Source organism: Paraburkholderia sp. BL27I4N3 (genome assembly GCF_003386115.1).
GTDB lineage: Bacteria > Pseudomonadota > Gammaproteobacteria > Burkholderiales > Burkholderiaceae > Paraburkholderia.
Window position 1 is genome coordinate 7604626 of the sequence record NZ_QREJ01000001.1, and the last position, 14866, is coordinate 7619491.

The 14866-nt window shown below is 62.9% G+C and carries 12 protein-coding genes and 1 pseudogene; 7 read left to right on the forward strand and 6 right to left on the reverse strand.

The features are described from left to right. Window positions 1-158: 158 nt before the first annotated feature. Window positions 159-290 (forward strand): annotated as a pseudogene (locus B0G71_RS34485) (SDR family oxidoreductase); the annotation flags it as partial. Between the two features lie 28 nt (window positions 291-318). On the opposite strand, the gene B0G71_RS34490 reads toward B0G71_RS34485, so the two are convergent. The 3 genes from B0G71_RS34490 to B0G71_RS34500 all read right to left on the reverse strand — a co-directional run bounded on the left by B0G71_RS34490 (window position 319) and on the right by B0G71_RS34500 (window position 3843). Continuing rightward, the gene (locus B0G71_RS34490) at window positions 319-1395 is read right to left on the reverse strand and encodes a LacI family DNA-binding transcriptional regulator (RefSeq protein WP_181916871.1); all 1077 of its coding nucleotides are present in this window, start codon (window positions 1393-1395) and stop codon (window positions 319-321) included. Between the two features lie 111 nt (window positions 1396-1506). Beyond that, entirely contained in the window at window positions 1507-2475 is a 969-nt protein-coding gene (locus B0G71_RS34495; RefSeq protein ID WP_116147573.1) for a dihydrodipicolinate synthase family protein, read from the reverse strand. A gap of 48 nt (window positions 2476-2523) precedes the next feature. Continuing rightward, the gene (locus B0G71_RS34500; RefSeq protein ID WP_116147574.1) at window positions 2524-3843 is read right to left on the reverse strand and encodes an MFS transporter; all 1320 of its coding nucleotides are present in this window, start codon (window positions 3841-3843) and stop codon (window positions 2524-2526) included. A 386-nt stretch (window positions 3844-4229) separates the two neighbouring features. Here B0G71_RS34500 and B0G71_RS34505 point away from each other — a divergent pair, with 386 nt between their 5' ends. Beyond that, complete coding sequence (locus tag B0G71_RS34505; RefSeq protein ID WP_258875720.1) at window positions 4230-6476, forward strand: PAS domain S-box protein; 2247 nt, start codon at window positions 4230-4232, stop codon at window positions 6474-6476. 23 nt (window positions 6477-6499) lie between these two features. On the opposite strand, the gene B0G71_RS34510 is transcribed toward B0G71_RS34505, so the two are convergent. Next, on the reverse strand, window positions 6500-6997 hold the full coding sequence (locus B0G71_RS34510) for a hypothetical protein (RefSeq protein ID WP_116147575.1): 498 nt from the start codon (window positions 6995-6997) through the stop codon (window positions 6500-6502). A 196-nt stretch (window positions 6998-7193) separates the two neighbouring features. Further along, window positions 7194-8075 (reverse strand): hypothetical protein, encoded by an 882-nt coding sequence (locus tag B0G71_RS34515; RefSeq protein ID WP_116147576.1) that lies wholly within the window; start codon window positions 8073-8075, stop codon window positions 7194-7196. Between B0G71_RS34515 and B0G71_RS42250 the strand changes: the two genes are divergently transcribed. The 5 genes from B0G71_RS42250 (at window position 8070) to B0G71_RS34545 (ending at window position 13974) form a co-directional block, all read left to right on the forward strand. Continuing rightward, window positions 8070-8738 carry a hypothetical protein gene (locus tag B0G71_RS42250; RefSeq protein WP_258875721.1) on the forward strand — a complete coding sequence of 223 codons (669 nt, stop codon included), beginning with the start codon at window positions 8070-8072 and terminating at the stop codon, window positions 8736-8738. The two genes, B0G71_RS34515 and B0G71_RS42250, sit on opposite strands and share 6 nt — an antisense overlap. Before the next feature lie 195 nt (window positions 8739-8933). After that, on the forward strand, window positions 8934-11099 hold the full coding sequence (locus tag B0G71_RS34525; protein ID WP_116147578.1) for an ATP-binding protein: 2166 nt from the start codon (window positions 8934-8936) through the stop codon (window positions 11097-11099). Then, on the forward strand, window positions 11096-12745 hold the full coding sequence (locus B0G71_RS34530) for a response regulator (RefSeq protein ID WP_116147579.1): 1650 nt from the start codon (window positions 11096-11098) through the stop codon (window positions 12743-12745). The genes B0G71_RS34525 and B0G71_RS34530 overlap by 4 nt, the downstream gene beginning before the upstream one ends. After that, window positions 12723-13355, forward strand: a complete 633-nt coding sequence (locus B0G71_RS34535; RefSeq protein ID WP_116122159.1) for a response regulator transcription factor — start codon at window positions 12723-12725, stop codon at window positions 13353-13355. The genes B0G71_RS34530 and B0G71_RS34535 overlap by 23 nt, the downstream gene beginning before the upstream one ends. A gap of 409 nt (window positions 13356-13764) precedes the next feature. After that, entirely contained in the window at window positions 13765-13974 is a 210-nt protein-coding gene (locus tag B0G71_RS34545) for a hypothetical protein (protein WP_116147581.1), read from the forward strand. Between the two features lie 42 nt (window positions 13975-14016). Here B0G71_RS34545 and B0G71_RS34550 read toward each other — a convergent pair whose 3' ends face one another. Beyond that, a complete protein-coding gene (locus tag B0G71_RS34550) occupies window positions 14017-14865 on the reverse strand; it encodes a transposase (protein ID WP_241974874.1) in 849 nt (282 codons plus the stop codon). Window position 14866: the final 1 nt, after the last annotated feature.

A 14866-nucleotide genomic window follows, 5' to 3' on the forward strand; every position in this document is an offset into this window, starting at 1 on the left:
GTGGCGGGATGGACCGATCATGAGTTTCCCGGGGCGCTGGTCGCACGTCATTTCGATACGCTCGAGCCGCCTGTGGGCGAAGCCGGTGTACTGCATCTTTTCGCGTCGCGAGACAGCGTCTGCAACCCGAGAGCGATCATGCAATGGTTGAGCAGGCCCGTGAAGCGTCACGGCGTTGGGGCGACGTAGAAGATCTCGTCGGCGCCGCGGTCTTCCTGGCGAGCAACGCCTCGAACTTCGTCAACGGCCACATTCTTCACGTGGACGGCGGCGTGACCGCCACACTGTAATCCGTCGATGAGGCATCGCGCCGCGAGACTATCTCGCGGCCGGTCCCGTCGATTGCCTGAGCTGAAACAACGCATGCACCTCGTGCCCGTGCAGCGGATGCTTGCCGTCGAGCGTGTCGAGCAGATACTGCGCGGCAAGCCGGCCGATCTCGTAGGTGTCGACGCGCATGGTGGTCAGCCCGGGGCGGATTTCCCGCGCCATTTCCAGATCGTCGAATCCGGTGACGGACAATTCGCCCGGAATCGCAATGCCCAGTTCCTCGGCCTCGCGCAACACGCCCAGCGCGATAGCATCGTTGCCGCAGACGATCGCGGTGGGACGCTCGCCCGACGCTTGCCAGATCGTGCGCAGGCTGCGCCGCCCGAATCCCATCGTCGATTCGCCTTCAAACATATGCTCCGGCCGCACCGCGAGGCCGTGACGTTCGAGTGTCGCGCGAATGCCCGCGACGCGCGCCTGCACGCGGTCGTTGTCGCGTGTCGGCTGGATGCACACCGCGAACGCGCGGTGCCCGAGGCCGATCAGATGTTCGGTGATCTCCTCATAGGCCGCATGATTGTCGAAGCCGATGCAGGTGTGGGGACTGTCCTTGCGATACGCGTACGTCACCGCATACGGCACGCGGTAGAGCCGCAACGCATCGAACAGTTCGGGCGGATGAGCCTCGCCCACCACCGCCATCGCTTCCACGCCACGCGCCAGCATCGCGCGCACCTGCGTGAGCGCCTGCGCGGGGTCGTAATTCGAGCAGCCGAGCACCAGCGTGATGCCGCGCGCCGCGAACGCCGCCTGCATGCCGCTCACTTGTGAGGCGAACACGCGATCATCCAAGGTCGGAATGATGATGCCGGCGATGTGGCTTCGCGTGGAGGCGAGGGCGCGGCCCGCCGCGTTCGGAAACCAGTTGAGCGTGAGCGCGGCATGCTCGACGCGCTCACGCACGTTCGCGGAGACCTTGTCCGGCTCGTTGTAGACCCGCGAGACGGTCGCGGTGGAGACGCCCGCAAGCTTGGCGACATCGGAAAGCACGCTGCGGCCCGTGCCGCGGCGAGCGCGGTTCGTCTGGGTGCGGGCGGCGGCCGGCGGGTCGAGAGAGTCAGGCATCAGGTTGGAGCGCGCAGAGTGAATCGGGGAACGCTCGCCATCTTACCGCCGCGGACGCGCGCGACAGCGGCGGCGGACGCTTGTGTGATCCGGAAATCCTCCAGGCAAGCCTTAGTGGACCGGGCGGTGCGCTCCGAGTGCCGCGATACGCCCACGGAAATGCTCAGTGCCGGCGACGATCTTGTCGAGCACCGCGTCCAGCGCCCAGAAGCGTTCGCGCACGTCGTAGTCGATCACGCGGCAGCGAATCGAGCCGAACGTGCCGATCCGTTGATGGTAGATCTTCGCGAGAGCTGGATAGCCGAGCGACTCGGAGACGGCGGCGAGCACGAGAAACGTAGCGAGCTCTTCTGCCAGAGCCGGGTCTTGCGCCGCATCGTTGCGCAGCCACTTGTACAGATCCGGGTGGAAGTTCGTGAACACGCCGTTGAAGCCGGCGGAACCCGCCTTCATCGCGTCCCACGCGATGGCCGCATTGGCGTTCAGGATTTTCAGCGGCGAGCCTTCGGCAAGCGCGACGCGCCGTTTCACCGTGGCGAGATCGCAGCTCACGTCTTTCAGCATGACGAAGCGGCCGGTATCGATGCACAGCTTCAGTTCGTCATCGGAGAGAAGACGGCGGTAGGGCGCGGGGCATTCGTACAAACCGAGCGGAATGTCGGACGGCAGGCGCGCGAGCAGTTGCCGGAGGTTCGCCGTGAACGTCTCCGTGCCCTGCTGCTTCGGATCGAGCCGGTTCGTCACCAGCACGATGCCTTGTGCGCCGGTGCGTGCCGCGAGGTTGAGTTCCTCGGCCTGCGCGTCGGGGTCGTCGCTGATATGGCCGGAGACGACGACCGGGATGCGGCCCGCCACCTTGTCGACGACGAAGCGTCCCAGCGCGCCCCGTTCGGCGAGCGTCAGGAACTGCATTTCACTCGACTGCGCGACGGCAAAGAGCGCATCCGATCCATGCGCGATATACCACTCGATCAGGCGTTCGAGTCCGGCGTAATCGATGGCGCCGGCGTCGTCGAATGGCGTCAGCATCACGGGGACGATGCCTTCGATCGAGGTGGCGAATTGCTTGCAAGTGGTCATGCTCGTGATCTCCCTGAAAGGGTTCGTTGAGTCTGGGCGGCGCGCTTTTCACGCGGGCGCTCGCACGGGTTCGGTTGGGGTGGACGGGTCTTCGATCGGCTTGCGCACCAGCAGGAGGTAGCTCATCGCGCCGATAAACGCGATGCCCGCGGCCGTCAGCAGCGCGGGGACGAACGACCAGCTCTGCGCGATGTAGCCCGTCAGGATCGGGGCGAGCGCGCCGCCCAGAAAACCGCCGAAGTTCTGAATCGCGCCGAGCGAGCCGACGCGGTTCGGCGGCGCGGCGGCAGTGGCGAGCGCCCATGAACTCGCGGATGCGGCATTCGCCAGAAAGATCACCACCGAGATGCACACGATCGCGATCGTGTTGCTTTCGACGAGCGCTGCGGGAATCGTGAACGCGACCATGCCGAGCATGGCGATCACGACCGCGTTGCGGCGGCTCGCAACCGGGCTCGTGCTGCGGCTCGTGATGAGGTCGGAGAACCAGCCGGCCGTCAGCGAGCCCACAAAACCGCAGAAGAACGGTATGGATGCCGCGACGCCCGTATGCATCAGGCTCATGTGCCGTTCCATCGTCAGATAGCCGGGCAGCCACGTGAGGTACACCCAGTTCAGATAGACCGAGCCGAAGAAGCCGATCAGCATGCCCCACGTGGTGCCGTGCGAAAACAGCGAGCGCCATTCAGCGAAGGTGACCGTGGGTGCCGGCTTGCGGTCCGCTTCGTCGCCCTCGAGATAGTGCCGCTCGGCTTCGGTCATGGTCGCCTTGACAGGGTCGCGGTACACCGCGAGCCACACGAGCGCGACGACGAGGCCGACCACGCCCGTCACGATGAAGGCCCAGCGCCAGTGAAACTGCACGACGAGAACCGAAAGACACAGCGGCGCCAGCGCCGTGCCGAGCGGCGACGCCGAGTTGAAAATGCCGGTCGGTTTGCCGCGCGCGCGCAGCGGAAACCAGTTGCTGACCACCCGGGCCGCCGATGGAAACTGCGGCGCCTCGCCGATACCCAGCACGATCCGCGCGAGGATGAACCAGCCGAAGGTGGAGACGAATCCGCCCGCCGCCTGCGCGAGCGACCACACGATCAGGCCGATGCCGAGCAGCTTGCGCGGCCCGATGCGGTCGACGAGGCCGCCCACCGGCAACTGGAACAGCGCGTAGCTCCACGAGAAGGCGGAGAGCAGCAGTCCCATTTGTCCGAGCGACAGCCCAAGGTCGTGACGGATCAGCGGATTGGCGACCGCGAGCGTGCCGCGGTCCAGATAGTTGACGATGCCGCTCACCATCAGCAGTGTGAGCGCCACGATCTGGGCGCGGCGGATTCGCGGTGGCGCCTGCTCGAGGCTCGGTGTTGCGCTCATGATCGTTGTCTCCGAATGTTTCGTTCTATCACCAATGTTAGCGCTTACATTTAACGGCATTTTGCGCGAATCGTGGGGTTTTTACTGACATCTTTGCTTCACTGATTCAAATGATAGCGCTTACATTTTGTGCCTTTCTTCGAAGAGATTGCAAGCGATAGCGATGCGTTAAAGGGTAAACCCCGGCGATTGGCCGACGAATGCCACGTTATTGAAAGCGAAGAGGCGGCTAATCGCTCCTTCGCCTGGCGCCAGACCGAATTTTCCGCCGCTGCATTCCGGGCTATGCTTATCGAGTAAGTTGTCTGCCCTGCCCGCGATACAGGCGGACGGGGCCGGTTATCGACGACGACACGCAACCACTGACCCGACACGCGCGCAATTCAATGAAAGAGATCAGCGGTGACCCACACAAGGCGCCGGCAGCCGCGACCCGGCAGGACGTTGGACGCCTCGAGCTCCCCGCGGCCGAACCAGATGCGCTCATGCACCTGAAGAGCTGCGCGCTCAACCTGGTCAGCGATGCTGCCTATCTGATCGACCAGCATGCATGCTTCATCTACGTCAATGAGGAGGCCTGCCGCATGCTCGGATACAGTCAGACGCAGTTGCTGCGGATGCGCGTGATGGATGTCGATCCCGAGTGGAACTTTGAACGGTGGCTCGACGTCTGGAAAGAGCTGCGCGAGAACGGCTCGATAATGATCGAGTCGATGCAGCGCCGCCAGGACGGCACGACCTTGCCGGTCGAGATCAGCGCGAGCTATTTCGAGTACGAAGGCCAACCGTATAACCTCGCGCTCGTGCGCGATATTACCGAGCGCAAGCGCACCGAGCAGCTCCTGATCGCGCAACTGGAACTCGAGGCGCAATTCCGCCGCCTCGCGGAAAGCACGCCCGATATCATTTGCCGGTATGACCTCGACTGTCGGCTGGTTTATGCCAACTCCGGACTTGCCGCGATACTGCGCCGTCCCCTGCACGAAATGCTCGGTGCGACGCCGACCGAACACACCGCCGATCCCCAGTTCGTCGCCTATCAGAATGCGCTGGCGGCCACGCTGGCAACAGGCGCGGAACGCACGCACGAACTCACGTTGCGCGACGGCGCGAATGACGTGAGCTATCACCACGTCCGCATTCTCGCGGAGCGCGGGCTGCACGACGAGATCACGAGCGTGCTGGCGCTGGGGCGCGACATCACCGAACGCAAGAAGGCGGAAGAGCGCTTGCATGCGAGCGGGCAGGCATTCCGAGCGCTGGTGGAGCATTCGCCGGACTATATCGCGCGCTATGACCGCGACTGCCGTCGCGTGTACGCCAATCCGGCACTACGAGCGATCCTGCCGCCGACGGCCGACGATGCCACCGGCACGGGAAGCGTGGACGAGTCGCCAGTGGTCGATGTGCCACGGTATCGGGACCGTCTGCGGAGCGTTGTCGAGACCGGCACGGAGCGCATGGACGAAGTGCGGTTCCGCAACGCCAACGGCGAGGTGCGATGGGGGCACATGCGGATGGTGCCGGAGTTTGCCGCCGACGGCCAGGTCGCCACCGTGCTTGCCATATGCCGCGACATCGACGAACTCAAGCGCAGTGAGCAACTGTTTCGTACGCTGACCGAAAACGCGCCGGAGATGATCGTTCGCTACGACCGCAACTGTCGCTATAGCTACGTCAATCCGAGGTTCGAACAGGTCAACGGGATTCGCGCAGCGGACGCCATCGATAAAGCGCCTGCCGAGCTATCGGACAGTGTGATGCCCGAGTTGCGGATGATCACCGCCACGCTGGAGCAGGTGATGGCAAGCGGCATCGGCGCGAAGGTGGATCTCACGTCGGAGAAGAACGGCAAGCCAGTGGGCTGGCACGTCAGCGCGGTGCCCGAGCACGGCGCTAACGGCGACATACGCGGTGCGCTGACGATCTGGACCGACATCACCGAGCGGATGGAGGCCGAACTTCGTTTGCGCGAATCGTATGCGCTGTTGCAGGAGTTGACGTCGTTACGCGAAACCGCGCGTGAGGAAGAGCGCAAGCGCATTGCCCGCGAGATGCACGACGAACTGGGACAGCAGTTGACGGCGCTGCGGCTTGGTGTATCGGCCATGCGAATCGAGTTCGCGCAAGACGATCCGGCGCTGGCCGGGCGTTTCCGGGACCTGCTGGCGCTCGCCGACGACACCATGCAGGTGGTTCGCAATGTGGTTGCATCGCTGCGTCCCGCCGCGATCGATGCCGGCATCGTCGCAGCGCTGGAGTGGCTGGCTGCCGAATTCTCGCGTGACGGCCGGGTGGCCTGCCATCTACGGATTCCTGACGATAGTCTGGTCCTCGACGAGGCGCGGGCAATCGCACTGTTTCGCATCGTGCAGGAGGCGCTCACGAATGTCGCGCGTCATGCCGCAGCGACCCAGGTCACGATTTCGCTCGAACGGACCGGACGCTGCTGGGTCCTCGAAATAAGCGACGACGGCTGCGGCTTCGATTCGATGGCGGCGCGGATGAAGTCGTTCGGGCTGGTGGGCATGAGAGAACGCGTGCTGATGCTGGGCGGCGAGATTTCGGTGCTCAGCGCGGTGGGCAGCGGCACGTCGATCACCGTGCGCATACCGGCCGACGACGCTTCATAGCAGTCGAGAACCTGGTCGAACCGTTAAGACGACTTCCGCAAACCGGCGACAATCGCGTTGATCTGCAGGTCGAAGCTTTCGAACCATGCGCGCGCCACTTCCAGTTGCGCGTCGACTTCCTGAAAGTGGGACTGATGCACTTCGACGGCGCGCTCGGCTGCGGCGATTGCTTCAGGAGTCGTCTGCGAGCGAAACGCAAGCGCGGCGAGCGACTCGATCTCGCCGCGCTTGCTTCGACTTTGCTGCATGAGTTCGGTCAGCAGCGCCTTCAACATCTGCAACTGATCGTGCCAGTCGCTTTCCGCGCGATGCAGCGCCGCGATGAGCGGACCTGCATCGTCCGCGAGTGAGATGTTGGCCGCGGTGGACGTGCCCTGCCGCACGTGATCCAGCACCGCGAGGCAGCCCTCGGCGCGCTCGACCAGTTGCTGCGCTTTGTCATGCGCTTCGGCCATGCGCGTCTTGAGCGCCGTGGCGCGATCGCAAAGCCGCGCCTGTAGGACGAACGTGTGCGGCTTCACCTGTCAATGTCCATGTGTAGGATTCGTGAGTGGCGATGAATGACCCCGCTTGCATTCGAAAGGGCGTCGCGTCGGGGGATTCGCGCCGCCTTTCCATGTATACGGCGACGCCCGATTGAGTTTGATGTCAGGATTTCCTGATTTTGGCCCAGGCATTTCTTTTTTTTGCCAACGGAGTAAGCCGCCGCCGGCGACATCAGCTCATCCAGTACTCGTCTGGAATCCTCCGGTCGGCTTCGGAAAGGAAGGGGTTGTCGAGCGTGAAGGTCAACCGGGACGCGATATTTCCGCGCGCGAGCGCATCCTGAATGTAATGATGGGTGTTGAACAGCCTCATGTACGCGCCATTGCGATACGCGGCGACGAGCCCCGCTTCGATGGTCTGTGCCAGTGCTTCATGGCCCGCTGCAACATAGAAAATGAAATCCGATCGATATTTCAGCAGCAGGCGGTTCTCGACCACGAGATCGGGCTCCAGGTGCTGGCGTCCTTCCAGTTCGGTAAATGCTTCCACTAAGCCGCGTGGGAAAAAGTCGACGCGGCCGCCCTGGGTCATCTCGAACATCGTGTCATAGGTCGAGGTCTGGACGTTCAGGCCGGCAGCTCTCAGGATTTTCGTATCGATCCAGCCGAGTCCCTGGCCGCACATGAACGCTTTGAGATCGGAGAAGTGCTCGACCTTGTCGAAATCGGCTTGCCGATCCTTCCTGATGATGAACACCCGGTGGCCGATCAGACCACGGTGTATCGGAATCCGCACGACGTTCCGGCCGCGCTCGGCCTGCGCCTCCATGCTCGTCCAGTGCAGATTGATCATATTGTCGGGGCCGGCCAGTTCGGCAAGCGCGCGGCCGCGTTCCATTTCGATGTCGGCGGATCGCAACGTGTAGGAGGCGTTGGCCATTTTCATGGCGAGATCGAGCACGGCGAGCGCAAACGCGGCTTGCACGTCGCGGGTAGGACGAATGCGGGGATAGACGATGTCGAAGTGGACGGACGGGTCGGCCGGGGCGGCGCGTGCCCGAAGCGTGCTGCCCGCCGCACTTAGCGCGGCCAGAACAAAGCGCCTGCGATGCATGAATGGATGGTTTCTCGAATCAGCCGTGACGCGCTCAAACAGGCGCTTGTCCGCACAGGTTCTTGCCTGACTGGTATTTCATCGTGCCACGTCCTGCCGGTGCTGACAAATCGTGTAATCCCTTTGTCAGGCAGCGCGATGCGATCTGAAACAGGTCGATGCAAGGCTCCAGGCACGCGAACGCTCGTGCACGGCCATTCAGGATTTCCTGACGGCATATTCAGCGGATCGGAAGTGCATTTTTCCGCGCTTCCTGACTGTGTGACACTTTCGGCCTCCCTAGGATGGTCTATCGAAATCGTCTATCTCAGTGGATCCGTTATGAACGGTCATTCGGAAAGCCGCGAAGTCGCGGTTGAGTTCCTCAATGCCGGCTGCGAGCGCCTGTTCGACATCTGGTGTGAAAGCAGAAGCGTGATACCGCTCAGCTATCTGTTGCACTGCTGGCCTTTGCCGGATTGGGGGCACGCGTCCGTGAAAAAATTGTCGGACGGATTGCGCGAACTCAGGATGTCGAACCCCGGCGCCCTTGGCGGCCGCGTGCGGCCGATCCTCGGCGAGCTGACGTCATGCATCGATGAGATTCTGCTGTATCCGCGAATCTGCTTGCCGCCGGCGATCAACGATATGCCGCCTGTCGAATCGAACATTTACGTCATGTAGATTCACGTCAGCTCGATCGGAACGCGTTTCTCCCGGAAACACCACCGGCGCAGACCGGCAAATGAGAGTAACTGGCTGGGGCAGGCGAGCGTCAAATCGCCACCCTGCCGATGCGGCGGCCAACAGATCTGGGCCGCGCAGCGCGCAACGAGTGCAGAATAGACGAAACAAGAACCGTAGCACTCGCGGGGATGTATGAAGCACAACCTGTTCGACGCATGGTGGAGTTTGATCGGCAGCTTCAGGAGTAGCCTCGTCTCGCGGCTTCTCGTGACTGTGCTGCTGGTCAGTTGCGTCGTCACCGTGTTGTTGACCGGGTTGCAGCTTTACAGCGACTACTACCGGGGCGTGGAGCAGATTGAAAATCGCCTTGTGGACATTGATCGCAGCAGTCGCGACAGTCTCGCGGAAGCGCTCTGGCGTCTGGATGGTTCGCAGCTGCAATTGGAGTTGAACGGCATTCTGCGTCTCCCGGACATTCGTGCCGTGGAAATTCGTGAGGCGGGCAAAGAGGGGCAATCTCCTTATCTGAGCGCGGGCCATCGCTCGGCCGGTCGGGTCATCGCCCGCGAATTCCCGCTCTACTACAGCGTGCAAGGCAAGCAGCGCGAGATCGGCAAGCTCTACGTCGAGGCGACGCTGCTCGACCTTTACCATGAACTGACGCGTACCGCGGTGATGATCCTGGTCACTCAGGCCGCCAACACCTTTCTCGTCTCGCTGTTTATCGTCTACATTCTGTCCCGTCTCGTGATGCGGCATGTCGCGGCCATCGCGCGCATGGTGGAAAACTACGATTTTCGTGAACCGCCCCGGCCGTTCAGTCTCCAGCGGCGCAAACGGCGCGAGCCGGACGAACTGGATCGCGTGGCGGCTGCATTTAACGCGATGGGCGCGCGGTTGTATTGCGCCTATCGTGACGAGCAGGACACGGCGGCTGAACGCGAAGCACGCAATCTGGCCGAAGCGGCCAACCGGGCCAAAGGCGAATTTCTCGCGAATATGAGCCATGAGTTGAGGACGCCGCTGAACGGCATTCTCGGCTATGCCCAGATCCTCGAACGCGATGACACGCTGAGCGAGCGGCAGCGCGAACGCGCTGCGTCCATTCGCCATAGTGGCGAACATCTGCTGACATTGATTGAAGACACGCTCGATTTCGCGAGGATCGAAGCGGGCAAGCTGCGTGTCGAAATCGGCGACGTGCCGCTGGCGGGGTTTGTCGATGTCATTCGCGACATCATCGGCGTGAAAGCGGAGCAGAAGCGCCTCGACTTCATTTGCGACATCAGCGCAGAGGCGCCTGCCGGTGTGCGTGCCGATGAGCGGCGCCTGCGGCAAGTCATGCTCAACCTGCTTGCCAATGCCGTGAAGTTCACCGATTCAGGGTGCGTCAGCCTGCATATCTCGCGGTCCGAGCCCAACCGTGTCCGTTTCGAGGTGCGCGACACGGGGATCGGCATTGGTCACGATCAGTTGAATACGATTTTCGAGCCGTTCGAGCAGTTGGGCGCGGCCGAACGGCGAGCCGGCGGGGCGGGGCTTGGCCTCGCCATCAGCCGCGAATTCGTGCGAGCGATGGGTGGCGAGATCGAGGTGGAGAGCCAGATCGGGCAGGGCAGTACCTTCCGCTTCGAACTGCCGGCAGCGAGCGTGGCACCCGTGTTGCGCAAGACGGCGGAGCCGGCGCCGCTCTCGTTCACCGCAACGGGCTATGAAGGGCCACGCAGGAAGGTGCTGGTGGTCGACGACGTCGAGATCAATCGCGCGATCATCGTGGATCTGCTGGGCCGTCTCGGCTTCGATACCGTCGAGGCGGAAAACGGCCGCGAGGCGCTGGAGGTGGCGCAGCGCGAACGACCCGCGCTGGTTCTCACGGACATCGTGATGCCCGAGATGAACGGATTCGACCTCACACGCAACCTGCGCCAATCGCGGGAGTTCGCCAATGTCCCCATCGTTGCCATGTCCGCCAGCCCATCCGGGGTCAACCGGGTGATGAGCATTGAAGCGGGCGTCAACGCCTTCCTGCCCAAACCGGTCGACCTCGAAGCGCTGCTGGCACAAATCGCCACTTTGCTCGGACTGACGTGGAGCCATGCGTCGCAGCCGTCGTCCGCTCGCGCCGCGACGCCCGAAATCAGTCTTGCGGCCGTGCCTCAGCAACAGATGGAAGAACTGCATCACCTTGCCCGCCTTGGCGATATGCATGAAATTATCGTCTGGGCCGAGAGCGTGGCGGCGGGCGATTCACGTTATCGCTCGTTCACGGCGCAACTCTGCGCGCTCGCTCGCGACTACCAGTCGAAAGCCATCCTTAATCTGGTCGAGCGGCATCTGAACGTCGAGCCCAGGCCATGAACGAGCTCAATACGGAGGCCGGCGAACGGCCGACCATTCTGATCGCGGACGACACGCCGGCGAATTTCGGCGTGGTCGTGGAGAGCCTGACGGACCGCGGCTTTCGGGTACTCGTCGCGCTAGATGGCGAAGAGGCGCTCGAACGCGCGCTGTTTTCTCAACCCGACCTGATCCTGCTCGACGTGAAGATGCCCGGCATCGACGGTTTCGAGACCTGCCGGCGGCTCAAGGCGGATCCGCGCACGCGCGACATCGCGGTGATTTTCATGACCTCGTTGACCGGCGCGGAAGACATGGTCGAGGGTTTCTCGGCCGGCGGCGTCGATTACGTGGCCAAGCCTGTGCGCGTCAACGAAATGATGGCGCGCATCGAAACCCATCTCGCCTTGCGCGTGATGCACCGGCAGCTCATCGCGCAGAACCGCCTGCTTCTGAACGAGATAGCGGTGCGCCAGCAGGCCGAGACGGAACTGTCGAGCGCGCGCGATGCGCTGGAACAGCAGGTCGAGCAGCGCACGCGGCAACTCGCGGAGTCGAACGCGCGGCTGTCCGCCCAGATCGAAGAGCGCCGCCGTGCGGAAGCGAAATTGCAGGCGAGCGAAGCGCGCTTTCGCACGATTGTCGAAACCAGCCCGATCCCGCTGTGCATCACGTCGATGCCCGAAGGCGTCATCCTGTACGTGAATGAGCCACTGCGAGAACTGTTCGGTCTCGATAACGGCATGCGCACGCTGACCAATATCGTCGACTTCTATATGGACCCCGTCGATCGTGACCGGCTCGTCTCGCATCTGCGCACGGAGGGCAGTTTCAACAACAGCGAAGTCCACATGCGGCGCGTGGACGGCTCGCCGTTCTGGGCCATGGCGACCGCGCGCGTGGCGACTTTCGGCGATACTCCGGCGATCTACGTGGGCCTCAACGACATCACGTCGCGCAAACGTATCGAGCAGGAGCTGTTCGAATCGCGCAACCAGTTGCGCGAGTTGTCCGCGTATATGGAGGCGATTCGCGAGGAAGAGCGCAAGCGCATCGCCATGGAGATTCACGATGAACTCGGCCAGTTGCTGACCGCGTTGAAGATGGATGTCTCGCTGCTGAAAATGCGCCTCGGCCAGGATCCGGACGCGATGCGCAAAGCCGAGGACATGCGCGAACTCGTCGAAAGGACCATCTGGATGGTCCGCAATGTCGCGAACCATCTGCGGCCGGTGGCGCTGAACTTCGGGGTCGTGTCGGCATTGGAGTGGCTCGTGGAGGACTTCATTCGGCGCCATGGCATTCCTTGCCAGTTGCATATCAACGGAGGCGAACCGGTGCTGCCGGAGACGTGCGCCACAGCGGTATTTCGCATCGTTCAGGCTTCGCTGACCAACGTCGGGCGCCACGCGCATGCAACGCGGGCCGACGTCACGCTGACCAGCACGGCGTCGGCGCTCAAACTTCACGTAAGCGACGACGGCTGCGGTTTCGATCCCTACATGGCGCGGACCGGGTATTCCTACGGACTGCTCGGCATGCAGGAGCGCGCGCGTCTGATCGGCGGCGCGATGACCATCGACAGTGCGCCGGGCATGGGCACCGCTATTTCCATTTACATTCCGCATACAGGCGGGGCAGAAAATGATCGACGTCCTGATTGCTGACGACCACGCCGTGGTGCGTGGCGGACTGAAACAGATTATCGCGACGACCTCGGATATCGTCGTCGCCGCCGAAGCCGCGCAAGGTTCGGAAGTACTCGACCGGCTGCGCGCGAGGCGCTTCGATCTCGTGCTACTGGACATGACGATGCCCGGCATCAGCGGAGTCGATCTGATCCGCCGCGTACGTCTCGAGCAGCCGCCCTTGCCGATCCTCGTGCTCAGTATCCATAACGAGGCGCAGGTCGTGTCGCGCGCGCTGCGCGCCGGCGCGACCGGTTATGTGACGAAAGACAGCGATCCGGACGTGCTGCTCGCGGCGATCCGTAAACTGGCCGGAGGCGGGCGATTCATCGACCCGAAACTGGTCGACGCCATGGTCTTCGAAACGCATTCCGGCGATGCGCCGCCGCACGAGGTGTTGTCCGACCGTGAATTTCAGGTATTACGGATGCTGGCGGCCGGTCAAAGCATCAACGAGATCGCCGAATCGTGTTCGCTCAGCGCCAAGACCATCAGCACCCACAAGATGCGTCTGATGCAAAAGCTTGGCCTGAACAACAACGCCGAGCTGATCCGGTATGCGATCAGGCACGGTCTGGTGACGGAGTGACAGAGGCTTTAGGGATATCCTGAGGCGAGAAGCAGCATTTCCCGAATCAACAATCCGGCGCTGCTGACTGAAGAATCCTCGCCGTTGTCCCACGATTGTCAAATGGGAACCTGAAGTGCGGGGGCAGATGTGGATGCGACAAAAAGCTCACTACGCGGACTGCGCGACAAATTATTGGCAACGGCGGGTACGCTACCCGTTCGTGTGCTTACGCTGCATGGTTCGCCGGACGGTCGGATTTGCCGGGTATGCGTCGAAATCAGGCGTCCGGACGGTCCGATCCTGCTGTTCTTCTTCCGGCACGACGATGGTACCTGGCACGTATTTCCGCCGGCAAAGGATCTGTGCAGAATGAGCTTCGAACCGCTCGCCAGTTGACGTGAACAAGGCCGCACAAAGGAGTTTATAGATGAACGCAGACAACCTGGGGACGCTGTCGGGCCACGAAACCAAATTGCGCGCGTGGCTGAGCGACTGGTACGACCACGCATTCGCGACCGGCTTCATCCAGCCGCCTTTCATACTCGACGACGCGACCGCTTTGAGGCTGGAAGGTTACTTCGACGTGGGCCTGACACCCGCGGAGGGCGTCAACGCGATCTTCGGCGTGGTGCATTGACGCAGCGGACGCGCCGGGGCATCCGCCGCGTCGATGCGTCGCTCACCCCGCGCGCGTTTTTTGCTGCCGGACGTCGCTGTCCAGTTCGGCGGCGTTGCCGTCTTCACCGCTTTCCTCGTCGATCCACCGCCAGGCCCATTCGAGCGCGTATTGCTGTGCCGTCTCGCAATTCTTGAAGCTCGGCCCGATCAGCCCTGAGCGCGCAACTCGCCGATCGTCGCGCACGATCTCGGTCCATCCGCGGAAACGGGCGTTCGCCAGCCGATCGGCGGCAATGTAGATGACGTAACCGCGCGGGTCGGATTCGGTTCGGCCTTTCGACGCGAGGCCCATCCATGGCGCCGCGACTCGATGAATGGCAGGGAGGTGTGTCACCGGCGCGCGGGGTTCGACGCGCTCGGGCATGGCATGCTCGGAGTTGGCGGGGTGCGGGAGATCGCGCGCAAGATCCTTGAAAATATCCGCCGTTTGGGACGACTGCCATGTCTCGCGCGATGTCTGCCACGACGCCTGGTCTCTCCAGAACACCCGCCGAAAACCTTCGTCTCGAGTCTGGCGGTCGATGCCGCGCGTCACGGCGTTGCGGCGTTCCAGTGTCAGTTGCGGACCGCACCGGAACTTGCGGCCGCTGCTCGAAAGGATCCGGTACATCTGCGCAAGGGCGCCGCTCGAACGCCACGCCTCGAAGCGGTGCCGGCACGTCGGCACCGACGGATAGTGGCTTGGCAACGTGGACCAGGGATCGCCGGTTGTGAGTACCCACAGCACGGCATTCGCCACCGCGCGAACCGCTGCGCGTGGCCGGCCGCGCTGCCGGTGTATAAGCGGGGGATCGGCCAGGACGGGCGCGAGCAGCAGCCACTCTTCGTCACTGATTTCGTTGAAATGCACG